Here is a 25,263-nt window from a genome sequence, read left to right on the forward strand (position 1 = left end):
GGTGAGAATCGATGTCACCCTGGCAGCCGCGACTGCCCGCCTGAGCGAGGCGGGCAGTGATTCCCCGCGTCTGGATGCCGAGTTGCTGCTGGGCGAGGTAATGGGGCGTGAGCGCACCTGGTTCTACACCTGGGGCGATCGTGATCTCGAGAGCGAGGCCGGCGCCGAGGGCGTGGCACGTTTCGAGGCGCTGCTGGCGCGTCGGGCCGAGGGCCATCCCGTGGCGCACCTGCTCGGGCGGCGTGAGTTCTATGGCCTGACGCTGGCCTGTTCACCGGCCACGTTGATTCCGCGCCCGGATACCGAGGTCATGGTGGAGTGCGCGCTGGAACTGGCCGAGGCCACCAGCGGCAAGTTGCTGGATCTCGGCACCGGCACCGGTGCCATCGCGCTGGCCTTTGCACGTCATCGCCCGCAGTGGCAGGTGCTGGGGGTCGATCTCATCGAGGAAGCCGTGCAGCTTGCGCGTGGCAATGCCGAGCGCCTGGCGATCGCCAATGCCGAATTCCGCCAAAGTGACTGGTTCAGTGCCGTCACCGAGACCGACTTCGCGCTGATCACTTCCAATCCTCCCTATCTGGCCGATGATGACCCGCATCTCGCGCTTGGCGATGTGCGCTTCGAACCACGCTCGGCGCTGGTCGCGGACAAGTCTGGACTGGCAGATTTCCTGCACCTGATCGCGACGGCACCGCAGCATCTGGCCGCAGGCGGTCATCTGATGCTTGAACATGGTCTTACCCAGGGCAGTGAAGTCCGCGAGGCACTGCGTGCCGGCGGCTTCGTCGACGTCGAGACCCTGGAAGACCTGGGCGGGCGCGAACGCATCACGCTGGGCAAGCTGGCCTGATGCTCGCCGGGCACCGTGTAGCGCTGCTCATCTAGCGGTGCCCGTGCATGATCCACGCTGATAACCTGCGCTTGGCACTCCCGTAGTGCATTCCACCGTTTTCAGTGAAGTCTGCGTGGAATCCTCGTCACAGTACCGCCAGTGAAGGCGTATCCCCTGTTGGCCGGGTATGATAGTAATGAACCTGCATGATTGGCATGGTCATCTGATAACCCCCTTGTTATCCGACGGCCTGACTGCACGGAAGCCAGGAGCACGGATGATCCTGCTGCAAGTCACCCTGCTGGGAAAACTATTACAATGAAAGCAAAATCACGCTCTCTGGACCGCATCGACCTCAAGATTCTGCGTTGCCTGCAAGAGAATGCCCGCATCTCCTATGTCGACCTCGCCTCGGAAGTCGGCCTTTCCACCACGCCGTGCCTGGAGCGCGTCAAACGCCTCGAGCGTGCCGGCGTCATCCGCGGTTACAAGGCGGTGCTCGACCCCAAGGCGCTCAAGGCCAATCTGCTGGTCTTCGTCGAGATCAGTCTCGAGACGCAGTCGCCGTCGGTGTTCGATGAATTCCGCCGCGCCGTCTCCAAGCTGCCGCAGATCCAGGAATGTCATCTGGTCTCCGGTCAGTTCGACTACATCCTCAAGTGCCGAATTCCGGAAATGTCCGCCTATCGTCAGCTGCTTGGCGATGTGGTGCTGACGCTTCCCGGTGTCAAGGAATCCAAGAGTTATGTGGTGATGGAAGAGGTCAAGGAGCAGTTCTCGCTGCATGTGCCCGATATCGAGGAGCTGGATGCCAAGTAGTGGCAAGCCCTGTTGTTGCCAGACAGGGCTCGTGGCTTCTCACTTCATTTACCGATAGGCGGCTTCTCTCCCATGCAAGATTCGCAATTGCTGCGCTACTCGCGCCAGATCCTGCTCCCTCAGGTCGACATCGCCGGGCAGCAGCGCCTGTTGGCGGCGCGGGTTCTGGTGATCGGGGCAGGTGGTCTGGGCTGCCCGGCAGCGCTCTATCTGGCAGCCGCGGGCATCGGCACCCTGGTGGTGGCCGATGATGACCACGTAGAGCTGTCCAATCTGCAGCGCCAGATCGCCCATGGTGACGCCGACATCGATCAGCCCAAGGCGAAATCACTTGCTTCCTCGCTGTTGGCGATCAACCCCGATACCGAGGTGATCGCGTTGTCGGAGCGTCTCGAGGGTGAGGCACTGGCCGAGCAGGTCGCGGCAGCAGATGTGGTGCTTGATTGCACCGATCGCTTCAGCTCGCGCTTCCCGATCAACGCCGCCTGTGTGGCAGCGGGCACCCCGCTGGTGTCCGGTGCTGCCATTCGTTTTTCCGGCCAGCTGGCGGTGTTTGATCGCCGTGAGCCAAAGGCGCCGTGTTATGGCTGTCTGTATCCGCCGGATGAGCTGGGCGATGAAGAGCTGACCTGCGCCGAGAGCGGTGTCATCGCGCCGCTGGTCGGCATCATCGGCGCCTTCCAGGCATTAGAGGCCCTCAAGCTGATCAGCGGGGCCGGCAGCGTGCATCGCGGACTGGCGACCTTCGATGGTCTGAGCGGTGAATGGCGACGCATGGGCCTCAAGCGTGATCCCGGCTGTCAGGTGTGTAGTCAGACGCCATGAGGTAGCCGGGCAAATCGTCGGTATCTCTCCAGGTCAGTCTGTCCCCGAGTCTGTATGTCTCCAGGACAGCATGTCTCTAAAAAGCCCCGCAGCCTTTCTGGCTGGCGGGGCTTTTTTGTCGCATGTCGTGGTGGGACGGTCGGCGCTGCGCATGCCGCGCGTGCGCACCACCTGGGTGCGCCATTACCATGGGGTGTTGAAGATTTCTCCCATTCAGCGCAATCAATATGCAGCATTCCGGCGAAACGTGTGGTAAATATCGCAAATATTCCAGTGGATGGTGAATAAACTCAACAATAGCGGATGAGGGGGTGCATGGGCGGCTTCAGATCAGGCACGCAGAGCGAGAGTACTGGCTCGTATTCCTACTACCAGGCCAGCCAGCGTGTGACGCTTGCCCCATGCCCGCCTCTTGCAGGTGAGCAGCGTGCCGATGTCTGCGTGATCGGCGGCGGTGTCACGGGCTGCTCCGCTGCGCTGCATCTGGCCGAGCGTGGCTACTCGGTCATTCTGCTGGAAGCGCAGTCCATCGGTTTCGGAGCCTCCGGGCGCAGTGGCGGGCAGATCCTGCCGGGGCTCGGCACCGATATCGCGACCGTCGAGAAGGCGCTGGGACGCGAGCAGGCACGCGCCATCTGGGAGATGAGCCGCGAGTCCGTGCGTCTGACCGCCGAGCTGGTCGCCAGGCATCGGATTCCCTGCGATTTCACCCAGGGCTACCTGCATGCCGCGGTCAAGCCGCGTCATGTACGCGAACTGCAGGAATTCCAGTCGCGCATGGCACGCGATTACGACTATCACGCGCTGCAGTGGCTGCAGGGCGATGCGCTGCGCGAGCGGGTCGTCACCGATGCCTATCCGGGCGCGCTGCATGATGGCGAGGGCGGTCATCTACATCCGCTCAACTACACCCTCGGACTGGCACGAGCTGCCCAGCAGGCCGGCGTCACGCTCTGCGAGCAGAGTCGGGTGCGTCAGCTCGACCACGGCCAGAGCGGCGATACCGTCGGTGATACGTCACGGCGTGCCCGTATCCATACCGAGCATGGCTGCGTGAGCGCCGAATTCGTAGTCGTGGCCACCAATGCCTACCTCAATGGCCTCGTCGCCTCGCTGGAAGAGCGCATCATGCGCGTCGCCAATTACATCGTCGCCACCGAACCGCTCAGCGAGGCTCAGGTTGCGCAGGTCCTGCCCCAGGATGACGCGCTTTCCGATGCCAACTTCGTGCTCGACTACTACAGTCTCTCTGCCGACAGACGTCTGCTGTATGGCGGTGAGGTGAGCTATACCGGTCAGGAGCCGCATGGCCTCAAGGCGCGCATGGACAGCAAGATTCGTCGCCTGTTTCCGGTGCTCGATGGCGTGGCGATCGATTACCGCTGGGGCGGTGACGTGGCCATCACCATGAATCGCGCACCCGACTTCGGGCGTCTCGCGCCGAATGTCTATTACGCCCAGGGCTACTCGGGACATGGCATGTCGCTTGCAGGACTGGCGGGCAAGCTGGTCGCCGAGACGATCGCCGGCCAGGCGGAACGTTTCGATATCTTTGCCGCCATGCCGCATCGCCCCTTCGTGGGTGGGCGCTGGCTGCGAACCCCTCTGCTGGTCCTGGCGACCAGCTTTTACACGTTACGTGATCGGCTCTAGGCCGAGGCCATGATGAAGGTGCTGCACATTTGACACTGTTGAACCCCCCGACAGCCCAAGTGCTGGAAACGACTGGTGAATAATCGCAAGGGAGGCGCGATGAGCGCGGTGGATGGCAAGGACGCTGGTACACCTGAGCAGCTTGCGGCGGCAAAGCCTGTCGCTGTGCGGGCGCCTGGCGGTACGCACGCCAGCGAGAACGTCAGTGAGCATGGCGGTGAGAGCCACGGCGCGAATGCGGATCATCCCGCGCTGACGCGACGCGCGGCGTCCTCCATTCAGCTCAAGGGGCTGCACAAACGCTTCGGCAATGAGGTGGCGGCTCTGGACGGCGTGGATCTGAGCATCCAACCCGGCGAGTTCTTTACGCTGCTGGGCCCTTCGGGCTGTGGCAAGACGACACTGTTGCGGATTCTGGCCGGTCTCGAGGCGCTGGATGAAGGTCAGGTGGTGATCGGCGGACGGGACGTCACCGAGGTACCGCCGCATCAGCGTAGCGTCAACACTGTCTTCCAGTCCTATGCGCTGTTCCCGCATCTCTCGGTGCGCGACAACCTGGCGTTCGGCCTGAAGATGCGTGGCGTCGCTGCCGGGGAGCGCGAGGCCAGGGTTGCCGAGATGGCGGAGTTCATCAAGCTGGGCAGCCTGATCGATCGTCGTGTCGACCAGCTCTCCGGTGGTCAGCGTCAGCGTATCGCGCTGGCGCGGGCGCTGGTCTGCGAGCCGGATGTGCTGCTGCTGGATGAGCCGCTGTCGGCACTGGATGCCGGCCTGCGCAGCCAGATCCAGATCGAGCTGCTGCGTCTGCAGAAGCGCCTCGGCATGACCTTCGTCTTCGTCACCCATGATCAGCAGGAAGCGATGGTGATGTCGGACCGCATTGCGGTGCTCGACAGCGGCAGCCTCCAGCAGGTGGGCTCGCCGCGTGAGATCTACGAGCGTCCGGCCAATGCCTTCGTGGCGCGTTTCATGGGGCATGCCAATCTGTTCGACGTCACGGCTCGCGATGACAGCCGCAGTGATGCCATCCGACTGACCACGCCGCTGGGCGTACTGACCGCACAGGCACCGGGCACTGGCAGTCTGCTGCTGCTGCGCCCCGAGACGCTGGACCTGCGCCGGCGTCCCGCCAGCGAGTTCGAGCGTCACGACGTACTGGAGAATCACTTGCCGGGCCGAGTGCAGGAGCGACTCTACCGCGGCAGCCACGCCGAATATCGCGTCGAGGTGGCGGGTGTCAGCGTGCAGGTGGTGGTCAACAACCGGGGGGGGCAGCTGCCGGACGTCGGTGACCAGGTCGATGTGGTGGTCGCCGCGCAAGATCTGATCACGCTGGGAGAATGACAATGGCCTATCACGCAACCCTGGCCACTGCGCGTAGCCGCGCGGTGGTCGCCGAGTCACGCCACCTGTTGCTGACGGTCGCGCCCGGTGCACTGTGGATCATCGTCTTTCTGGTGCTGCCCAGTCTCTATCTGATGAGCGTGGCCTTCATGACCAACGGCCCCTATGGACTGCCGGAAATGCCGTTGTCATTGACCTCGTTCACGCAGCTGGCCGGGCAGGGCTTTCTCGGCTGGAGTCCGGGCAACCTGATGACGCTGGGGCGCTCGCTGTGGCAGACCGTGCTTTCCACCCTGCTGGTGGTGCTGGTGGCCTACCCGATCGCCTATTACATCTCGCAGTCAGACCAGCGCTGGCGGCCGATCATGCTGCTCGCGGTAGTCGTGCCGTCCTGGACCAATCAGGTCATTCGCACCTTCGGCTGGATGAATCTGCTGGCACCGGGCACGCCACTGGCGGAGCTGGCGGAAGCCATGGGCATGATCGCGCCCAACATGGGGCTCTATCCGTCCAATTTCGCGGTCACCCTGGGGCTGGTCTACAACTTCCTGCCGTTCATGGTGCTGCCGCTGTACGCCGCCTTCGAGAAGTTGAACCTCTCGCTGGTGGAGGCGGCGCAGGACCTCTACGCCTCGCCGCTCAAGGCCTTCTGGCACGCCGTCTTTCCCCAGACGCTGCCGGGGCTGTTGGCGGGTGTCGTGCTGGTGGCGATTCCAGCCTTCGGCATGTACGTGATTCCGGAGCTGCTGGGCGGCGGCAAGGGCATGATGCTGGGCAACTTGGTCGCCAATCAGTTCGCTGGCAGCGCCAATTGGCCACTGGGAGCGGCGGGAGCGATCCTGATGCTGATCGCGACCTTCATCGGCCTCTACGCCATGCGCCGCATCGGCAAGCGGCTGGGCGGCGGTGAAGAGGTGGTGATATGAAGCGCGGGCGCTTTCACAAGGGATTGCGGGGCTTCTGGTGGCTGACGCTCGGTTTTCTGTATCTGCCGCTGATCGTGGTGATGCTGTTCTCCTTCAATGCCTCCAACAGTGCTGCCAGCTTCACGGGCGTGTCGCTGCGCTGGTATCGGCGTCTGCTGGGCAATGACGCGATTCTGTCGGCGCTGGGCAATTCGCTGCTGCTTGCAGTGGTGTCGTCATTGCTGGCGCTGATGATCGGCACGCTGATCGGGTATGGCATGTATCGCCACCGTCACCGCAAGCTGGGCTGGCTGATCGTGCTGATCTATCTGCCCATCGTGCTGCCGGATATCGTGTTCGGGATCTCGGAAATGACCTTCTTCGTCAAGATCAATGAGTTGACCGGCCTGCTGTCGCCGGGGCTGACCACCATGACCATCGCACACGTCACCTTCCAGGTGCCGTTCGTGGCGTTGATCGTCTACTCGCGCTTCGTCGGGCTGGACCCGACGCTGTTCGAGGCGGCCAAGGACCTCTACGCGACACCGCGGCAGCGCGTGCAGTTCTTCATGTTGCCGACACTCAAGCCAGCATTGATCTCGGGCTTCCTGCTGTCCTTCACGCTGTCGCTGGACGATTTCGTGATCAGTTTCTTTACCGCCGGACCGGAGAGCGCCACCTTGCCCATCTACATCTGGAGCGCGATACGCAAGGGCGTGACACCGGAAATCAATGCCATCGCCACACTGATGATGGCGGCGGTCGCCCTGGCGGCGCTCATGAGTCTGGTACTGACGCGACGGCGCGCGGCGTCGTGAGCATACGCAATATCCACAGGCGGTCTGACACTGCTGTCCTTGCCGGCGTCGGGTCGGCGCACCCATCACCCATCATTTCTCAAGCACGTTGAGCGGAGCATCAAAATGACAAACAACACGCTGCGTTTCGCTGTTGCCATCGGCAGTCTGCTGTTGGCAGGTGCCGTCCAGGCCGAAGACAAGAAGCTGTATCTCTTCAACTGGACCCAGTACATGGACCCGGACATCATCACCGCCTTCGAGGAGAAGTACGGGGTGGAGGTGGTCGAGAATTACTATAACTCGCTGCCGGAAATGCTGGCCAAGCTCAACGCGGGCGGCGTCTCCCAGTACGACATCATCGTGCCGTCAAATTACTATGTGCCACGTCTCATCGAGACTGGCCTGGTGCAGAAGATCGACAAGGCCAAGGTGCCGAATCTGGCCAATGTTGCCGAACAGTTCAGTGACCCGAGCTTCGATCCCGGAGCCGAATATACCGCTCCCTACCAGTGGGGCGTGACAGGGCTGGTCTACAACGCCAGTACCTTCAAGGATGCGCCCAAGAGCTGGTCGGTACTGTTCGATCCTGAGGTCAATGGTGCCTGGCCGTTCAGCTTGATGGGAGATGGTCAGGTCAGCATGGGCACCGCCTGTGCCTATCTGGGACACGGCTATGACTGTACGGATCTCGACGACTGGCGCGAGGCGGCCAAGCTGCTGATCGAGACCAAGCATCGCGACAACTTCAGCGGCTTCTCCGATGGCACGCCGGCACTTCAGCAGCTGGCGCGCAAGGTCACGCACGGCGCGCTGTCCTACAACGGCGATTACCTCTTCTATCTGGATGAGAACCCGGAATCCTTCGCTGACATCAAGTTCGTCATCCCCGACGAAGGGGCCGAGAAGTGGGTCGATTCGATGATGATCCCGGCCAAGGCACCGCATCCTGAGCTGGCGAATGCCTTCATCAACTTCATTCTCGATGCCAAGGTCGGTGCACAGCTTTCCAACTACAACTATTACGCCAGCCCCAATGCCGCGGCGTCCCCGTATCTGGATGAGGTGCTGACCCAGCCACCGATCCAGCCCTCCGAAGAGGACATGAAGCGACTGCGCTTCTCGCCGAGTCTCTCCGGTCAGCAGTTGCAGGTCTTCCAGCAGCTGTGGTCGGAAGTGCAGTCCCGCTGAGGTGACGCGTCACGCCTGTCAGTGGCATGACAGGCGTGATCTCGAGATCCGTGCGAAGCGCTGCAGAGGGCTTGCCGGACCGGGTACCTGACGTGATTTCGCCAGATGTGCATCCACGCATGGAGCATCGTGATGACAGACAACACACTGCGCTTCGCCGTGGTCATCAGTGGTCTGCTGATGGCTGGCGTCGTCCAGGCCGAAGACAGGAAGCTGTATCTCTTCAACTGGACCCAGTACATGGACCCGGACATCATCACCGCCTTCGAGGAGAAGTTCGGCGTTGAGGTGGTCGAGAACTACTACAACTCGCAGCCGGAAATGGTCGCCAAGCTGAACGCCGGGGGCGTCTCCCAGTACGACATCATCGTGCCCTCCAGTTACTACGTACCGCGGCTGATCGAGATGGGGCTGGTGCAGAAGATCGACAAGGACAAGGTGCCGAATCTGGCCAATCTCGCCGAGCAGTTCCGTGATCCGGTGCTGGGCGAAGGACTGGATTATGCCGCGCCCTATCAATGGGGTGTCACGGGGCTGGTCTACAACGCCAGTACCTTCAAGGAGGCCCCGAAGAGTTGGTCCATATTGTTTGATTCTGCCGTCAATGATGCTTACCCCTTCGGCATGATGACCGGCGGACAAGTCAGCATGGGCATCGCCTGTGCCTATCTTGGCCACGGCTATGACTGTACCGATCTCGATGACTGGCGCGAGGCGGCCAGGCTGCTGATCGAGACCAAGCATCGTGGCAACTTCAGTGGCTTCTCCGATGGCACTCCCGCATTGCAGCAGCTGGCGCGCAAGGTCACGCATGCCGGGCTCTCCTTCAATGGCGATTATCTGTTCTATCGTGAGGAAAACCCGGAGTCCTTCGCTGACATCAAGTTCGTCATCCCCGAGGAGGGCACCGAGAAGTGGGTGGATTCGATGATGATTCCGGCCAGGGCGCCACACCCGGAGCTGGCGAATGCCTTCATCAATTTCATTCTCGATGCCAGGGTCGGCGCACAGCTCTCCAACTACAACTACTACGCCAGCCCCAATGCCGCCGCGGTACCGTATCTGGATGAGGTACTGACTCGTCCACCGATTCAGCCCTCCGAAGAGGACATGGCGCGACTGCGTTTCTCTCCGAGTCTCTCCGGCGAGCAGCTGCAGATCTTCCAGCAGTTGTGGTCCGAGGTGCAGGCACGCTGAGCGCTGGCATTAGGGTCTATCGAAGCAGGCTGTCGAGTGCATGGCCTGCCCTGTAGCGTTCAAGGAAGGTGTCATGAAGTACGAATCCACTGGTCGCGAAGGCGACGAAGCCGTGCTGCAGGAATGGTTTACGGCACATGGCATCACCGAGGTGGAATGTCTGGTCACCGACCTGACCGGCATTCTCAAGGGCAAGATCATGCCGGCGCGCAAGTACCTCAATGGCGGTCGGCCGCGTCTGCCGGACTCCATCTTCATCCAGACCGTCACCGGCGGGTATCCGGATGATGAAGACAGTCGCTTCTGGAATCCGGCCGAGCAGGACATGCAGCTGATCCCGGATACCAGTGCCGTCTATCTGGTGCCCTGGGCGGAAGACCCCACCGCGCAGATCATCCATGACTGCTATTACCTCAATGGCGATCCGGTGGAGCTGTCGCCGCGCTATGTGCTCAAGCGAGTGCTGGCGCTGTATGCCGCACGTGGCTGGAAGCCGGTGGTGGCTCCTGAAGCCGAGTTCTATCTGGTCAAGACCAACAAGGATTCCGACTACCCGCTGGAGCCGCCCATCGGGCGCAGCGGTCGTCAGGAGAGCAGTCGTCAGTCCTATTCCATCGATGCGGTCAATGAATTCGATCCGCTCTTCGAGGAGATGTATGACTACTGCGAGGCCATGGGGCTGGATCTCGACACCCTGATCCATGAAGAGGGGGCCGGGCAGATGGAGGTCAATTTCGAGCATGGCGACCCGCTGGCGCTGGCCGACCAGGTCGTGATGTTCAAGCGTACGCTGCGCGAGACGGCATTGCGCCATGGCATGTACGGCACCTTCATGGCCAAGCCGATGGCCTATCAGCCGGGCAGCTCGATGCATATCCATCAGAGCCTGGTGGATGTCGCGACCGGCAGGAACCTGTTCGCGGATGATGAGGGGCGTGCCAGCCCCCTGTTTCGCCACTTCATCGGCGGCTTGCAGACCTACATGCCGTCCGCGATGCCGTTCTTCGCGCCCAACGTCAATTCCTATCGCCGCCTGATGCGCAGCGAGACCAGTGGCTCCGCGCCGATCAACGTCGAGTGGGGCTTTGACAACCGCACCGTCGGATTGCGAGTGCCGGTGTCAGATGCCGAGGGGACGCGAGTCGAGAACCGCCTGGCCGGTGCTGATGCCAATCCCTACCTGGTGATGGCTGCCTCGCTGGCCTGCGGCTATCTGGGCATGATGGCGCAGATCGAACCGCGTCCGCCGGCCGTGGGGTCTGCCTGGGAGGGCGGCAACAGCCTGCCGGACGATATCGGGCCTGCCCTGAATGCGCTGCACTCCTGCAAGCCATTGGCGGACATTCTCGGCGAGCGCTTCGTGAAGAGCTACCTGGCCGTCAAGCGTGCCGAGCATCGCGAGTACTTCCAGGTCATCAGCTCCTGGGAGCGCGAACACCTGCTGTTGCGTGTCTGACGCGATGTCACTGGTAGCGGCAATCTGACCCTTCAGAGGGACGAGGCGTGATGCCGAGAGGCCGTGACCCCTGTCACGGCCTCTCGGCGTTCCGGGGGTTGCAGTGGGCTGCAATCTGCCCTGGAGTGGTTGTTTTTTGGCGATTATTGCATGTCAATAGTGGTGTTTTTCCGGCTTTTATCCGTGATATCGTGCATTGATGTTGATTAAAATAACCACAAGGAAAGGGTCATGAGTGCCACTTCGCCTCTGGAGCATGCTGCCTCCTGGTATGCAGCCTCCGCCAATGCCGTGCCCGAACGTCCTCCGCTTGCGGGGGATGTCAGCTGTGATGTCTGCGTCGTCGGTGCCGGCTTCACCGGCATCTCGGCAGCGCTGCATCTGGCCGAGCAGGGCCTCAAGGTGATGGTGCTGGAAGCCGCCCGTGTGGGATACGGCGCCTCCGGTCGCAATGGCGGGCAGATCGTCAACAGCTACAGTCGCGACATGGATGTGATCGAGGCGCGTTTTGGTGCCCAGACGGCACGCGCGTTGGGCGACATGGCCTTCGAGGGCAACCGCATCATTCGAGAGCGTATCGCCGGTCATGGCATCGATTGTGATCTGCGGGACGGCAATCTGTTCGCGGCCTGCAATGCCCGTCAGCTCAAGGGGCTCAAGGAGCACAAGGCGCTGTGGGAGCGCTATGGCAACACCAGCCTAGAGTTGCTCGAGGGGGATGCCTACAAGCGCGAAGTGAGTGCCGAAGGCTATACGGGTGCGCTGGTCGATCACTCCGGTGGCCATATCCATCCGCTCAATCTGGTGTTGGGCGAAGCCGCAGCCTTCGAATCACTGGGCGGTGTGATCTTCGAGCACAGCCCGCTGGTGAGTCTCGAGCATGGCAGCCCCGTCGTGCTCAAGACGGCTGGCGGCACCCTGCGGGCCGACCGTGTGGTGATGGCGGGCAACGCCTACCTCAATGGCGTGCTGCCGGAGCTCGAGAGCAAGTCGATGCCCTGCGGCACCCAGATCATCACTACCGAGCCGCTGGCGGATGACGTGGCGCGAGGTCTGCTGCCCAACGACATGGCGGTGGAAGACTGCAATTACCTGCTCGATTACTACCGCCTGACGCGTGACAACCGACTCATCTTCGGGGGTGGCGTCAATTATGGCGGAGAAGACCCCCGCAACATCGAAGCCCTGATTCGTCCCAAGATGCTCAAGGTCTTCCCGCAACTGGCCAGCGTCAGGATCGACTACGCCTGGAGCGGCACCTTCCTGATGACGCTCAACCGTCTGCCGCAGTTCGGCGTGCTCAATGACAATGTCTATTACGCCCAGGGCTATTCCGGCCACGGCGTGACCTGCAGCCATCTGGCAGGCCGCTTGATCAGTGAGGTGATGACCGGCCGTGATGGGCGCTTCGATGCCTTCGCCGGCCTGCCGCACCTGCCATTCCCCGGGGGGCGCATGCTGCGGGTGCCGCTGTCTGCCGTGGGTGCCTGGTACTACCAGACCCGCGACAAGCTCGGTATCTGATCAGTCTGTTCTCCAGAACGCCCGAAGCCGCCTTCCTTGTGGGACGGCGGCTTTTACATGAGGCAGAGCCGTGACGCTGGCCCGGTACGCAACGCACTGCGCCCCGACCAGAAGGCGGGGCGCAGGCGGGTGTCGCTGGGCAGGGGCGATCTGATTTCTGTCCGCACCTTACCGAGGTGGCCGTGCAGGCGCTGATCAAGAATGGCGCGGACAGCGACGGTTTTCATGATTGTCATGTCCTGAGCCCTGGTCTCGTGGCAATGGAGATGACTAGATGTTGCGCAGATACCAGTCGTATTCCAGACGGCTGATGATCTGCATGGCCGCTTCACGCTCCGCGCGACGCCCGGCGATGAACACGTTCAGGAAGCGTTCGCTGAAGGCTTCCGTCAGGGGCGCGCTTTCCTCGAGCAGGGTCAGGGCTTCGGGCCAGCTGTTGGTCAGGCTGGGCTCGAACTGGTCATAGGCATTGCCGATGACGGGCTCGCCCGGCGAGATCCGGTGCTGGATGCCGTGAATGACGGACGCCAGCAGGGTAGCGACCAGCAGGTAGGGATTGACGTCAGCGCCGGCGACACGATGCTCGATCCGGCGGGCGTCATTGGGGCCGGAGGGGATGCGGATGGCCACCGAGCGGTTGTCGAAGCCCCAGGTCGGCGCCATCGGCACGTACAGACCCTGCTGGAAGCGACGATAGGAATTCAGGTTGGGTGCGAACAGCGCCATGGAAGCGGGCATCAGTTCCAGCAGTCCACCGATGGCGTGACGCAGCGTCTCGGTGCCCAGCGGGTCCTCGTCCGGGGCCGCGAAGACATTGTGGCCATGCGGGTCCACCAGGCTCATGTGGACATGCATGCCATTGCCGGCCTCGTCGCCATACGGCTTGGCCATGAAGGTGGCATCGAAGCCATGCCGCAGGGCGACCCCCTTGATGAGGCGCTTGAGCAGCACGGCACTGTCGCAGGCCTTCATGGCGTCATCGAGATGGATCAGGTTGATCTCGAACTGACCCGGCGCACACTCCTTGAGCGCGGTATCCAGCGGCAACTGCTGCACGCGCGCCGCGTCCTGGATCTCCTCGAGGAAATCGGCGTATTCGTCCAGCTCGCCGATGGAGTAGAGCTGGCTCTCCGTGGCGCGTTCACCGGTCGTCGGAGAGCACGGCGGCTGGACCATGCCCAGATCATCGCGTTCACGATCCACGAGATAGAATTCAAGTTCCAGTGCCACCACCGCCTTGAGTCCCATGTCGGCCAGCAGGTCGACCTGTTTCTGCAGCTGGTTGCGCGGGTCGGCGAAGAAGGGGCCGTCCTTGTCATCGCGCATATTCATCAACAGCTGGCCCTGCTTGCCGTTGCGCAGCCAGGGAGCCGGCATCAAGGTGCCGGGGATGGGGCGGCAGACCTGATCCCCATCGCCCGACTCCAGCCCCAGCCCCGTCTCTTCAATGGTATTGCCGGCGATATCGATGGCGAACACGGAGCCCGGCAGGTTGATGCCATTCTCGTAGGCCTTTTCCAGATTCTCGCGCGGGATGCGCTTGCCGCGCTGGATGCCACTGATATCGCTGATCAGCAGGTCGATGTTCTCGATTTCCGGATGGCGATCCAGAAACTCTCTGGCCTCATCGACGGGGTGGGTGTACATGGAGGTCACCTGTGAAACTGGGTTGTTGTCCTTCATATATCGTCACGGCTACACGTGTTGTCAAATAATTTACAATATTGTCCAGATGGCGTGAGCAGGCTTCTCGTGAAATGTGTTTTTAATGCCATGAAAAACAGTAGGTTGATTGAATGGTGGGTGTTGTCGCTTTTTGTCCGGTTGGCAAGAAATGACGTTCAGTCTATGTTGAGAAAACCTTGCCACTTCTTTTGCTCATGCCACCTGTCGGAAAGGAGACTCCATGACACCCCGCCCTCTGGTTGGCGTCATCGCCTGTCGTCGCACGATTGAAGGTCATCCGGCGCACATGGTGACGGACAAGTACGTCAGTGCCCTGCGTGAATTCGGTCTCGAACCGGTGATCATCCCGGTGTGGGAGGATATCGAGGAGGCGTCGGCCCGAGCCTTGCTGGCACGGATGGATGGACTGCTGCTGACCGGCAGCTACTCCAACATGCATCCCTCTCGCTACGGTGAGGCCGTCGCGCCGGAGAATACCTACGAGGATCTGGCGCGTGATGCGGCGGTGATGTCCTGGGTGCCATTGGCTCTCGAGTTGCAGCTGCCGTTGCTGGGGATCTGTCGCGGTTTCCAGGAGTTGAACGTGGTCTTCGGCGGCAGTCTGCATCAGGCCGTCCAGACGGTGCCGAGCCTGATGGACCATCGCGAGCCCAGTGGCGACCAGGACACACAGTATGCTCCTTGCCATCCGATCAGCATTGCACCGGATGGCGTGCTGGCAGCGCTGTATCCCGACTCCGGGGCGCAGGTCAATTCGCTGCATCAGCAGGGTATCGCACGTCTCGGCGATGGCCTGCGGGTCGAAGCCGTTGCACCGGATGGCCTGGTCGAGGCGATCTCGAGCAGCGAAGCTCGGGCCTTCACGCTGGCCGTGCAGTGGCACCCCGAGTGGAAGCCCCGTGAGCATCCGCTCTATGAGGCGCTGCTGGAGGGCTTTGCCTCGGCCTGTCGCGAGAAGGCTGAAAGCAGCGTGTCGAGGGTTCGCCCCACCTGTCGCGAGGAGGCGTGAAGATGTCGGCCAATGAGAATGGCGCACGCCTCCAGGCGCTGGATACGCGACACCATCTGCATCCCTTCACCGACTTCAAGCAGCTGGGTGAACAGGGCAGTCGTATCATCACCGGTGGCAGCGGTGTCTATATCGAGGACGCCGATGGTCAGCGGATTCTGGATGGCATGGCAGGACTGTGGTGCGTGAACCTCGGTTATGATCAACCAGAGCTGGTCGCAGCGGCCAGCCAGCAGATGACGCAACTGCCGTACTACAACACCTTCTTCAAGACCGCTCATCCGCCGGCGATCGAATTGGCAGCCGAGCTGTGTCGTCTCGCGCCGGAGCACATCAACCACGTCTTCTTCACCGGTTCCGGCTCTGAGGCCAATGACAGCATGCTGCGCATGGTCAGGCGGTTCTGGGCGCTCAAGGGCCAGCCGGAAAAGCAGTGGATCATCGCACGCGAGAATGGCTATCACGGCTCGACCGTCGCGGGCATGAGCCTGGGTGGCATGGCGCCGATGCATGCCCAGGGTGGCCCCTGCGTGCCCGGCATCACGCATATCCGCCAGCCTTACTGGTTCGCGGAAGGCCGTGAAACCCCGGAACTTGAAACACGCAGCCGAGACGATTTCGGGCGACTGTGTGCCGAAGCGCTGGATACACGTATTCAGGAACTGGGCCCAGACAACGTGGCCGCCTTCCTGGCGGAGCCCGTGCAGGGCGCCGGTGGTGCCATCATGCCGCCGGACAGCTACTGGCCAGCGATCAAGGCGGTGCTGGCGAAATATGACATCCTGCTGGTGGTGGATGAGGTCATCTGTGGCTTCGGTCGTCTCGGGGAATGGTTCGGCAGTCAGCATTACGACCTGAAGCCTGATCTGATGCCCATCGCCAAGGGCCTGTCGTCCGGCTACCTGCCGATCGGTGGCGTACTGGTGGGGGACCGCGTCGCCGAGACCTTGATCGAGGAGGGCGGCGAATTCTTCCACGGCTTCACCTACTCCGGTCATCCCGTGTGTGCCGCCGTGGCGCTCAAGACCCTCGAGATCATGCAGCGCGAGGATATTGTCACCCGCGTGCGTGATGACCTGGGGCCGTATCTGGCCAGCCGCTGGGCAACGCTTGCGGACCACCCGCTGGTCGGCGAGGCGCGTTCTCTGGGCCTGATGGGGGCGCTGGAGCTGGTGGCGGACAAGGTCAGTGGCGAGCGTTTCGAGGCATCCCTGGCGGTCGGCAACCTGTGTCGCGATATCTGCTTCGAGACCGGCCTGGTGATGCGTTCGGTGGGCGACACCATGATCATCTCGCCACCGCTGGTGATCACGCATGAACAGATTGATGCACTGGTCAGTCTGGCACGCGCGGCACTGGATGAAACGGCGCGTCAGCTGGCGACTGGCGGTCATGGTGCTGCTCCTTCAGCAACCTCCTCCTCTCTTCTGTCGCAGCACTCTTCTTCCCTGACTTCGGAATCCTGAAAATGAGCCGTCCCCAGACATTGTCCGATTGGCAGGCACTAGCCGCCCGTGTGACCGCACAGCTGGAAGGCAATGCCTTCATCAATGACGAATTCGTGCCGGCGGTCAGTGGTGAGACCTTCGAGAGCCTCAATCCTGCCACCGGAGAGCGGCTGGCGATGGTCGCCAGCTGTGACAGCGCCGATGCCGAGATCGCCATTCGCCATGCGCGTGCCGCCTTCAAGCGCGGAGTCTGGTCGCGCATGGCACCTGTCGAGCGCAAGGGCGTGATGCTCAGGCTGGCCGCGCTGATGGAAGCCCATCAGGATGAGCTGGCATTGCTGGATAGCCTCGACATGGGCAAGCCGGTCACCAGCGCGCTGAATGACATGGCCGGGGCGATCGGCTCGATCCGCCATCAGGCCGAATCCATCGACAAGCTGTACGGTGAAGTGGCCCCGACAGGCGAGCAGGCGCTGGGCATGGTGCTGCGCGAACCGCTGGGCGTGGTGGCCTCCATCGTGCCATGGAACTTTCCGCTGATGATGACGGCGTGGAAGATCGCCCCGGCGCTGGCAGCGGGCAACAGCGTCATCCTCAAACCGTCGGAGAAATCACCGCTGTCGGCGCTGCGTCTGGCGGCGCTGGCTCGCGAGGCCGGCATTCCGAAGGGAGTCTTCCAGGTGCTGCCGGGCTTCGGGCATACCGTCGGACGTGCGCTAGCGCTGTCGATGGACGTCGAATGCCTGGCCTTCACCGGCTCCACCGCCGTCGGCAAGCAGCTGATGCAGTATGCCGGGCAGTCGAATCTGAAGCGGGTCTTTCTGGAGTGTGGCGGCAAGAGTCCCAACATCGTCTTCGCCGATTGCGCCAATCTGGATCGCGTCGCCGAGAGCGCCGCGGCCGCCATCTTCTACAACCAGGGCGAGGTCTGTATCGCGGGCTCCCGTCTGCTGGTGGAGAACTCGATCCGCGATGCCTTCGTGGCCAGGGTGGTGGCCGCCGCCGAACGCATGCAGCCCGGCGACCCGCTGGACCCGGCAAGCTTCATGGGCGCAATGGTCGACAGAATCCAGTACGAGCGCGTGATGGGCTATATCCGTCAGGGCGTCGAGGAGGGCGCGGCATTGCGCGTCGGCGGTGAGGAAGTCGACGGCCCCGGGCTCTTCATCCGTCCGGTGGTCTTCGATGGCGTCACGCCCGAGATGGCGATCGGCTGTGAGGAAATCTTCGGGCCGGTGCTGTCCGTGTTCGGCTTCGAGACCGAAGACGAGGCGCTTGAGTTGGCCAATGACAGTGATTTCGGACTGGCGGCAGGGGTGTGGAGTCGGGACATCGACCGCATCATGCGCGTGACGCGTCGACTCGAATCCGGTCAGGTCTTCGTCAACAACTGGGCGGGGGGCGACCAGACCATGCCCTTCGGCGGAGTGAAGCAGTCCGGCAACGGGCGCGACAAGTCGCATCACTCGCTGGCGGAATATACCCAGCTCAAGAGTGTCTGGATCGAGCTGAGCTGATTCATCACTCGTGATGAAGCTCCTGAAAGACAAAGAGGCCACGCGATCGCGTGGCCTCTTTGTTTCTGTCTGTCGCATGAACTAGAACATGCGGGCAGGCGTCGCGCAGCTGACCAGACGACACTCGACATCACCGATGTTGCGGAAGCGATGCGGCACGTTGGTATCGAAGTAGTAGGCTTCGCCTGCCTTCAATACTCGCGTGTCGCCGCCGATGGTGATCTCGATCTCGCCCTCGATGATCACTCCGGCCTCTTCACCCTGGTGAGTGATCATCTCGCGGCCGGTATCACTGATCGGCGGGTAGGTCTCGATCATGAAGGACAGGGCGCGGTCACGACGCTTGGCGCCCACCAGCTTGAAGATCACCTCACCGCTACCGACATTGGTGAGTTCATCCGCGTCGTAGAAGACCTTGCCGGTGTTCTCGAGCTCCATGGTGAAGAAGTCGCCGACGCTCATGGGAATGGCGGCGAGAATCTTCGACAGTGAGCTCACCGACGGGCTGACCTTGCCCTGTTCGATCAGCGACAGGCTGGAGTGGGTCACACCACAGCGCTTGGCCAGCTCGCGTTGCGAGATACCACGCAGGGTTCGCAGCGCCCGCAGGCGTGCACCGACATCATCTGCCATCAGAACTTCCTTTGCGAAGCGACGATTGACTGGAGTTGGCTGCCGTCGTTGACCGACAACGGCCAGTCCCGGGGTCTCCGTGACTGGCCGTTGCATGCAGCGACAGGATGGCTCGGGAACGACTGGCTCAGCTGAGGCTGTCCAGCTTGTCCTTCAGCACCTTGTTGACCTGTTGCGGGTTGGCGGTGCCGCGTGAGGCCTTCATCACCTGACCGACGAAGAAGCCGATCATCTTGCCGCGCTTGTCCGGCTCGGCTTCCTGATACTGGGTCACCTGAGCCGGGTTGTCGGCGATCACCTGATCGACCACGGCTTCGATGGCGCCGCTGTCAGTGACCTGCTTGAGGCCGCGTGATTCGATGATCTCGTCGGCGCTCTCGCCTTCGCCATCCCACAGTGCGGCGAACACCTGCTTGGCGGCCTTGCCGTTGATGGTCTCATCGACGATGCGCTTGATCAGGCCACCCAGCTGGGCCGCGGAAACCGGGCTGACGTTGATGTCGAGGTTTTCCTTGTTGAGACGGCCGGTCAGCTCGCCCTGCACCCAGTTGGCAGCCTGCTTGGCATCGCCGCAGACATCCTTCACTTCCTCGAAGAAGTCGGCCATCTCGCGGCTGGCGGACAGCACGCTGGCATCATAGGCGGACAGGCCCAGTTCGCTCTCGAAACGGGCGCGCTTCTCGGCCGGCAGTTCCGGCAGGGTCTGGCGCAGGTGTTCGATGTAAGCCTCGTCGACTTCCACCGGCAGCAGGTCCGGGCACGGGAAGTAGCGGTAGTCGTTGGCTTCTTCCTTGGTGCGCATGCTGCGCGTCTCGTCGGCGTCCGGGTCGTACAGGCGGGTTTCCTGTACCACCTTGCCGCCGTCCTCGATCAGCTCGATCTGACGCTCCACCTCGAAGTGGATGGCGCGCTCGATGAAGCGGAAGGAGTTGACGTTCTTGATCTCGGCGCGGGTGCCGAAGGCTTCCTGGCCCTTGGGGCGTACCGAGACGTTGACGTCGCAACGCAGCGAGCCTTCGGCCATGTTGCCGTCGGAGATGCCGAGATACGTCACGATGGCGTGGATCGCCTTGACGTAGGCCACCGCTTCCTTGGCGGAGCGCATGTCCGGCTCGGAGACGATTTCCAGCAGCGGCGTGCCGGCGCGGTTGAGGTCGATACCGGTCATGCCCTGGAAGTCTTCGTGCAGCGACTTGCCGGCGTCTTCCTCGAGGTGGGCATGGTGGATGCGGATCGACTTGCGCGTGCCATCCTCGAGCAGGATCTCGAGTTCCCCCGGGCCGACGATGGGCTGGTCCATCTGGCTGGTCTGGTAGCCCTTGGGCAGGTCCGGATAGAAGTAGTTCTTGCGCTCGAACACCGAACGGCCGGCCACGGCGGCATTGACGGCGAGACCGAAGCGCACGGCCATGGCCACGGCCTGCTCGTTGAGCACCGGCAGGGTGCCCGGCAGGCCGAGATCGACCGCGCTGGCCTGGGTGTTGGGCTCGGCACCGTAGGTGGTGGACGAGCCGGAGAAGATCTTTGACTGGGTGGCGAGCTGAGCGTGAACCTCAAGCCCGATTACGACTTCCCATTGCATCAGGCTTGCTCCTGTCCGAATTCCGGGCGCTGGCGGTGCCAGTCGGTGAGTTGCTGGAACTGGTGCGCGACGCCCAGCAGGGTCTGCTCACCGAAGTGCGGGCCGAGGATCTGCAGACCCACCGGGCGCTTGCCTGCCAGGCCGGCCGGCACGCTGATGCCCGGAATGCCCGCCAGGTTGATGGCGATGGTGTAGAGATCCTGCAGGTACATGGACAGCGGGTCCTTGTGCGCGCCGAGATCGAACGCCGGAGTCGGTGCCGCCGGGCCCATCAACACATCGACCTGGTCGAAGGCATCGAGGAAGTCCTGGCGGATCAGGCGACGCACCTTCTGGGCCTTGATGTAGTAGGCATCGAAGAAGCCTTCGGACAGGGTGTGCGTGCCGATGATGATGCGACGCTTCACCTCATCGCCGAAGCCTTCTTCCCGCGTGCGCTTGTAGAGGTCTTCCAGGTCCTGCGGGTCCTTGCAGCGATGGCCGAAGCGCACGCCGTCGTAACGTGACAGGTTGGAGGAGGCCTCGGCCGGCGCGATCACGTAGTAGGTCGGGATGGCCAGGTGGGTATGCGGCAGCGAGATTTCCTGCACGCTGGCACCGGCATCCTCGAAGACCTTGATCGCGGCACGTACGGAAGCTTCGACTTCCTCGGACAGGCCTTCGCCGAAGTATTCCTTCGGCAGGCCGATCTTCAGGCCCTTGAGGTTGTAGTCCAGTCCTTCGACGTAATCCGGCACGCCGCGCACCACGCTGGTGGAGTCGCGCGGATCGGCGCCGGCGATCACGTTCATCAGGCGCGCGCAGTCCTCGGCGGAGCGAGCCATCGGGCCGCCCTGATCGAGACTGGAGGCATAGGCGATCATGCCGTAGCGCGAGACGCGACCATAGGTCGGCTTGAGGCCGGTGATGCCACAGAAGGCGGCCGGCTGGCGGATGGAACCGCCGGTGTCGGTGCCGAGTGCGGCCGGCGCAAGGCCTGCCGCGACGGCGGCGGCACTGCCGCCGGAGCTGCCGCCCGGGACGGCGGACAGGTCCCACGGGTTCTTGACGGCACCGTAGTGGCTGTTCTCGTTCGAGGAGCCCATCGCGAACTCATCGAGGTTGGTCTTGCCGAGTATCACCACGCCTTCGGCCTTGAGCTTCTCGATCACGGTGGCGTCGTAGGGCGAGACGAAGTTGTCGAGCATCTTCGAGCCGCAGCTGGTGCGCACACCTTCGGTGCAGAAGATGTCCTTGATGGCCATCGGCACGCCGGTCAGCGTGGCGGCATTGCCAGCGGCACGGCGTGCATCGGCGGCATCCGCATCACGCAGCGCGTCTTCGCGGCACAGGGTGATGTAGCTGTTGAGCTCGCCGTCGAGGCGTTCGATACGGGCCAGGAAGGCTTCCGTCAGCTCGCGGCTGGTGTATTCGCCGGCCTCCAGGCCTTGCGCCAGCTCACTGAGCGTCTTGTCATGTAGTGCAATGGACGATGACATGTTCGATTCCATCAGTGCAGACGATGCGCCGGGCATCGTCCGCAGAAATTCCGGGGCGGACGGGGCGTGCCGCGTGACGTGGTATCCGATGGCAGCCGATCACGATGCGTGAGCGACCCGCCAGGCGAGATCACTCGACGACGCGCGGAACCAGATACAGACCCTGCTCTGTGGCCGGGGCCACCTGCTGAAAACGCTCGCGCTGATTCGATTCGGTGACTTCGTCCGCGCGCAGGCGTTGCGTGGCTTCCAGCGGGTGCGCCAGCGGTGCGACGCCGTCGGTATCGACCTGTTGCAGCTGGTCGACCATGGCGAGAATCCGGTTGAGATCCTCGACGTAGGCTTCGGCATCCTGCGAGGCAAGACCCAGGCGTGCGAGGTGAGCGGCACGCAGCACATCTGAATGTTCAAGGGCCATTGAAGTTTCCCTGTCTTGGCTTCGAGAGGCTTGAGGTGACGGCAGGAGTCGGAGACGGCCACGCGGAACTGGGCTGGCGCGACGTGCGCGAAAAGCCGAATTCGAAAATTGTGGTGTCCCGGCAAACCCGATGCCCGTTACCCTGTAAAACAGCGCGCTTTGCAGCGATGGAGCAATCTGTCGCCGAATGCGCCGTTACAGTGTGATTCGGCGTGAAATGTACCACATCTGCGTCGCTCTGGCAGGCGTGTCAGCTTGCCGCCATGGGGTGGCAATGGTACCGTTCGCGTCTGCACAGGGTTCCGGTCTGGACTAGGTGATCAACTTCCATGTTTAAACGTTTACGTGGGCTGTTCTCGAGCGATCTGTCGATCGATCTGGGTACTGCCAACACGCTTATTTATGTGCGCGGTCGCGGTATCGTGCTCGACGAGCCCTCAGTCGTGGCCATTCGCCAGTCCGGGAATGCCCGCAGTGTGGCGGCCGTCGGTGCCGATGCCAAGCGCATGCTGGGGCGTACCCCCGGCAATATCACGGCCATCCGTCCGATGAAGGACGGCGTCATCGCCGACTTCACCGTTACCGAACAGATGCTCCAGCATTTCATCCGCAAGGTGCATCAGAGCACCTTCCTGACACCCAGCCCCCGTGTGCTGGTGTGTGTGCCGTGCATGTCGACCCAGGTCGAGCGTCGCGCCATCAAGGAATCGGCCGAAGGGGCCGGCGCGCGTGAGGTCTACCTGATCGAGGAGCCGATGGCTGCCGCGATCGGTGCGGGCCTGCCGGTGGAAGAAGCGATGGGCTCCATGGTGGTCGATATCGGTGGTGGTACCACTGAAATCGCCATCATCTCGCTCAATGGCGTGGTCTATTCCGAATCCGTGCGTATCGGCGGTGACCGCTTCGACGAAGCCATCACCTCCTATGTGCGTCGCCACTACGGCAGCCTGATCGGTGAGGCGACGGCCGAGCGCATCAAGGAAGAGATTGGTTGTGCCTATCCGGGCGGCGAGCTGCGCGAGATCGACGTGCGCGGCCGCAACCTGGCAGAAGGCATTCCGCGTTCCTTCACGCTCAACTCCCACGAGATCCTCGATGCGCTGCAGGAGCCGCTGGCGGCCATCGTCTCGGTGGTCAAGAGCGCGCTCGAGCAGTCTCCGCCGGAGCTGGCCTCCGACATCGCCGAGCGCGGCCTGGTGCTGACCGGTGGTGGTGCGCTGCTGCGTGACATCGACAAGCTGATCGCGGAAGAGACGGGCCTGCCGGTGATCATCGCCGAAGACCCGCTGACCTGCGTGGCGCGTGGTGGTGGCAAGGCGCTGGAAATGATCGATCAGCACACCTTCGAGCTGCTGTCGAGCGATTGACCTCGTCCGGGGCCGGGCATGCTGTGTGCTGTACGGCTGGTCCCGGCCTGTCGGAGGAAGTGCTATCAAACCCCTGTTCACGCGTGGCCCCGTGCCCGGTTACCGCATGCTGTTGTGCGCGGTGCTGTCACTCGCGCTGATGTTTGCCGAAGATCGCTTCAGCTGGATGGTCGATGTGCGCGCCAGCATGGCGACGCTGGTATCGCCCGTGCAGTGGGTCGTCAGCTTGCCGACGGAAGGCATCAGCTGGGGGGCACTGGTGTTTGCCGACCAGCAGGAGCTGGCCGACGAGAATCGCGCGCTGCGCGAACAGCTGCTCAATCTGTCCAGCCGTGTGCAACGCATGGCGAGCCTGACTTCCGAGAATACGCGTCTGCGCGAATTGCTCAATGCCGGGCAGCGTAGCGACATCCCCTATATCACCTCCCAGTTGCTGACCCTCGATGCTGACCCGTTCTCCCACCGCATGGTGGTGGACCGCGGCGAGCAGGATGGCGTGCGCATCGGCTTGCCGGTGCTCGATGCCTATGGCCTCGTCGGGCAGGTCATCTCCACCTCGGCCTACAACAGTCGCGTGCTGATGATCAGTGATGCCAGCCACGCCGTGCCGGTGGAGATCAATCGCAATGGCCTGCGTTTCATCGCCCAGGGCAGTGGCAAGATCGATCAGGTCGATGTGCTGCATGTGCCGGACACTGCCGACATTCGCGTGGGTGATCTGCTGGTGACTTCCGGACTGGCGCTGCGCTTTCCGCGCGGCCTGCCGGTGGCACGTGTCACCGAGGTCTATCATGATCCCGGCAAGCCGTTTGCCCGTGTCAGTGCCGAGCCCATCGCGCAGCTGGAGCGCTCGCGCAACTTCCTGATCCAGATGCCGCCGCCGGTGGACACCGACAACCTGTATGTCGATGACAGCCTCGATGAGTTGCCGCGTGACAACCTGGCGGCGCCCAGGCCCGAGGGTGACGACGCCGCACAAGGCTCCGCCGAGGGTGCGTCTGATGCCCAGGCACCCACCGATGCTGCCGGGGAGAACAACTGATGGCCTTTCGTCCCCAGACCACCTTGCTGTGCTGGTTCTCGCTGCTGCTGGCGCTGTGCCTGCAGGTCATGCCATTGCCGGATGTGTGGCTGATCTGGCGGCCCCAGTGGCTGGGCCTGATGCTGGTCTACTGGTGCATCGTCTCGCCACAGAGTGTCGGTGTCTTCCACGGCTTCTTGTTCGGGCTGGCGCTGGATGTCCTGCAGGGCGCACCGCTGGGGCATAACGCCCTGGTGCTGTCGTTGACGGCCTTCATGGGCGTGCTGCTCTATCAGCGCATTCGCGCCTATTCACTGCTGCAGCAGGCATTGCTGGTGATCGTGGTGCTGGGCATCGCACAGTTGCTGGATCAATGGCTGCGCAGTCTGTTCGGTGCCGGCCCTGTCAGCCTGTCGTTCCTGCTCTCGGCGGTCATCGGCGGCGCGCTGTGGCCGTGGCTCTATACCCTGCTGCAGATGCTGCGTCGGCGGGTCGCAGCCTGAGTGCCACTCGCACATCGCTAGCACTTCTTGTGAGCTTCCAAAAGCCGCCTACGGGCGG

Annotated in this window: 22 protein-coding genes; 17 read left to right on the forward strand and 5 right to left on the reverse strand. The window is 62.6% G+C overall.

Annotated features, from left to right (window positions below; all coding sequences use genetic code 11):
- Position 1 precedes the first annotated feature (1 nt).
- From prmC to F8A90_RS03300, 11 genes are all read left to right on the forward strand, one after another.
- On the forward strand, positions 2-850 hold the full coding sequence (gene prmC / locus F8A90_RS03250; protein WP_166019145.1) for a peptide chain release factor N(5)-glutamine methyltransferase: 849 nt from the start codon (positions 2-4) through the stop codon (positions 848-850).
- Positions 851-1,150: 300 nt separating this feature from the next.
- Positions 1,151-1,651 carry an Lrp/AsnC ligand binding domain-containing protein gene (locus F8A90_RS03255; RefSeq protein ID WP_043335877.1) on the forward strand — a complete coding sequence of 167 codons (501 nt, stop codon included), beginning with the start codon at positions 1,151-1,153 and terminating at the stop codon, positions 1,649-1,651.
- A 72-nt stretch (positions 1,652-1,723) separates the two neighbouring features.
- Positions 1,724-2,476, forward strand: a complete 753-nt coding sequence (locus tag F8A90_RS03260; protein ID WP_200018950.1) for a HesA/MoeB/ThiF family protein — start codon at positions 1,724-1,726, stop codon at positions 2,474-2,476.
- 315 nt (positions 2,477-2,791) lie between these two features.
- Complete coding sequence (locus F8A90_RS03265) at positions 2,792-4,129, forward strand: NAD(P)/FAD-dependent oxidoreductase (RefSeq protein ID WP_200018952.1); 1,338 nt, start codon at positions 2,792-2,794, stop codon at positions 4,127-4,129.
- A 75-nt stretch (positions 4,130-4,204) separates the two neighbouring features.
- Positions 4,205-5,473 carry an ABC transporter ATP-binding protein gene (locus F8A90_RS03270; RefSeq protein WP_233593426.1) on the forward strand — a complete coding sequence of 423 codons (1,269 nt, stop codon included), beginning with the start codon at positions 4,205-4,207 and terminating at the stop codon, positions 5,471-5,473.
- Between the two features lie 2 nt (positions 5,474-5,475).
- Positions 5,476-6,399 carry an ABC transporter permease gene (locus F8A90_RS03275; RefSeq protein WP_200018954.1) on the forward strand — a complete coding sequence of 308 codons (924 nt, stop codon included), beginning with the start codon at positions 5,476-5,478 and terminating at the stop codon, positions 6,397-6,399.
- Positions 6,396-7,196 carry an ABC transporter permease gene (locus F8A90_RS03280; protein ID WP_200018957.1) on the forward strand — a complete coding sequence of 267 codons (801 nt, stop codon included), beginning with the start codon at positions 6,396-6,398 and terminating at the stop codon, positions 7,194-7,196. The genes F8A90_RS03275 and F8A90_RS03280 overlap by 4 nt, the downstream gene beginning before the upstream one ends.
- 105 nt (positions 7,197-7,301) lie before the next feature.
- A complete protein-coding gene (locus tag F8A90_RS03285) occupies positions 7,302-8,366 on the forward strand; it encodes an ABC transporter substrate-binding protein (protein WP_200018959.1) in 1,065 nt (354 codons plus the stop codon).
- Between the two features lie 132 nt (positions 8,367-8,498).
- A complete protein-coding gene (locus F8A90_RS03290) occupies positions 8,499-9,563 on the forward strand; it encodes an ABC transporter substrate-binding protein (protein ID WP_200018961.1) in 1,065 nt (354 codons plus the stop codon).
- A gap of 73 nt (positions 9,564-9,636) precedes the next feature.
- Positions 9,637-11,019, forward strand: a complete 1,383-nt coding sequence (locus tag F8A90_RS03295; RefSeq protein ID WP_200018964.1) for a glutamine synthetase family protein — start codon at positions 9,637-9,639, stop codon at positions 11,017-11,019.
- Positions 11,020-11,250: 231 nt separating this feature from the next.
- Complete coding sequence (locus tag F8A90_RS03300) at positions 11,251-12,543, forward strand: NAD(P)/FAD-dependent oxidoreductase (RefSeq protein WP_200018966.1); 1,293 nt, start codon at positions 11,251-11,253, stop codon at positions 12,541-12,543.
- 270 nt (positions 12,544-12,813) lie between these two features.
- Here the strand turns inward: F8A90_RS03300 and F8A90_RS03305 are convergent, their stop codons facing one another.
- Positions 12,814-14,190, reverse strand: coding sequence for a glutamine synthetase family protein (locus tag F8A90_RS03305; RefSeq protein WP_200018969.1), 1,377 nt, complete (start codon positions 14,188-14,190; stop codon positions 12,814-12,816).
- A 259-nt stretch (positions 14,191-14,449) separates the two neighbouring features.
- Between F8A90_RS03305 and F8A90_RS03310 the strand changes: the two genes are divergently transcribed.
- Genes F8A90_RS03310 through F8A90_RS03320 form a run of 3 tightly spaced genes read left to right on the forward strand, consistent with a single transcriptional unit; the run spans position 14,450 to position 18,203 of the window.
- On the forward strand, positions 14,450-15,238 hold the full coding sequence (locus F8A90_RS03310; RefSeq protein WP_200018971.1) for a gamma-glutamyl-gamma-aminobutyrate hydrolase family protein: 789 nt from the start codon (positions 14,450-14,452) through the stop codon (positions 15,236-15,238).
- 2 nt (positions 15,239-15,240) lie between these two features.
- Positions 15,241-16,704, forward strand: coding sequence for an aspartate aminotransferase family protein (locus F8A90_RS03315; RefSeq protein WP_200018974.1), 1,464 nt, complete (start codon positions 15,241-15,243; stop codon positions 16,702-16,704).
- A gap of 2 nt (positions 16,705-16,706) precedes the next feature.
- Positions 16,707-18,203: an aldehyde dehydrogenase gene (locus F8A90_RS03320; protein WP_200018976.1), complete on the forward strand. Its 1,497-nt coding sequence runs from the start codon at positions 16,707-16,709 to the stop codon at positions 18,201-18,203.
- Between the two features lie 81 nt (positions 18,204-18,284).
- Here F8A90_RS03320 and F8A90_RS03325 read toward each other — a convergent pair whose 3' ends face one another.
- The 4 genes from F8A90_RS03325 to gatC all read right to left on the reverse strand — a co-directional run bounded on the left by F8A90_RS03325 (position 18,285) and on the right by gatC (position 22,314).
- Positions 18,285-18,836: a cupin domain-containing protein gene (locus F8A90_RS03325; RefSeq protein ID WP_166019158.1), complete on the reverse strand. Its 552-nt coding sequence runs from the start codon at positions 18,834-18,836 to the stop codon at positions 18,285-18,287.
- A gap of 127 nt (positions 18,837-18,963) precedes the next feature.
- Positions 18,964-20,418 (reverse strand): Asp-tRNA(Asn)/Glu-tRNA(Gln) amidotransferase subunit GatB, encoded by a 1,455-nt coding sequence (gene gatB / locus F8A90_RS03330; protein ID WP_200018978.1) that lies wholly within the window; start codon positions 20,416-20,418, stop codon positions 18,964-18,966.
- Complete coding sequence (gatA, locus tag F8A90_RS03335; protein ID WP_200018980.1) at positions 20,418-21,896, reverse strand: Asp-tRNA(Asn)/Glu-tRNA(Gln) amidotransferase subunit GatA; 1,479 nt, start codon at positions 21,894-21,896, stop codon at positions 20,418-20,420. Before gatA ends, gatB begins: the two co-directional genes overlap by 1 nt.
- A 130-nt stretch (positions 21,897-22,026) precedes the next feature.
- Entirely contained in the window at positions 22,027-22,314 is a 288-nt protein-coding gene (gatC, locus tag F8A90_RS03340) for an Asp-tRNA(Asn)/Glu-tRNA(Gln) amidotransferase subunit GatC (RefSeq protein WP_166019161.1), read from the reverse strand.
- Between the two features lie 329 nt (positions 22,315-22,643).
- Here gatC and F8A90_RS03345 point away from each other — a divergent pair, with 329 nt between their 5' ends.
- From F8A90_RS03345 to mreD, 3 genes are all read left to right on the forward strand, one after another.
- Entirely contained in the window at positions 22,644-23,681 is a 1,038-nt protein-coding gene (locus F8A90_RS03345; RefSeq protein WP_043332576.1) for a rod shape-determining protein, read from the forward strand.
- Positions 23,682-23,745: 64 nt separating this feature from the next.
- Positions 23,746-24,723 carry a rod shape-determining protein MreC gene (gene mreC, locus F8A90_RS03350; protein WP_267906763.1) on the forward strand — a complete coding sequence of 326 codons (978 nt, stop codon included), beginning with the start codon at positions 23,746-23,748 and terminating at the stop codon, positions 24,721-24,723.
- Complete coding sequence (gene mreD, locus F8A90_RS03355) at positions 24,723-25,205, forward strand: rod shape-determining protein MreD (protein ID WP_043332574.1); 483 nt, start codon at positions 24,723-24,725, stop codon at positions 25,203-25,205. Before mreC ends, mreD begins: the two co-directional genes overlap by 1 nt.
- Positions 25,206-25,263: the final 58 nt, after the last annotated feature.

It is taken from the genome of Cobetia sp. cqz5-12 (assembly GCF_016495405.1).
In the GTDB taxonomy this organism is placed as follows: domain Bacteria; phylum Pseudomonadota; class Gammaproteobacteria; order Pseudomonadales; family Halomonadaceae; genus Cobetia.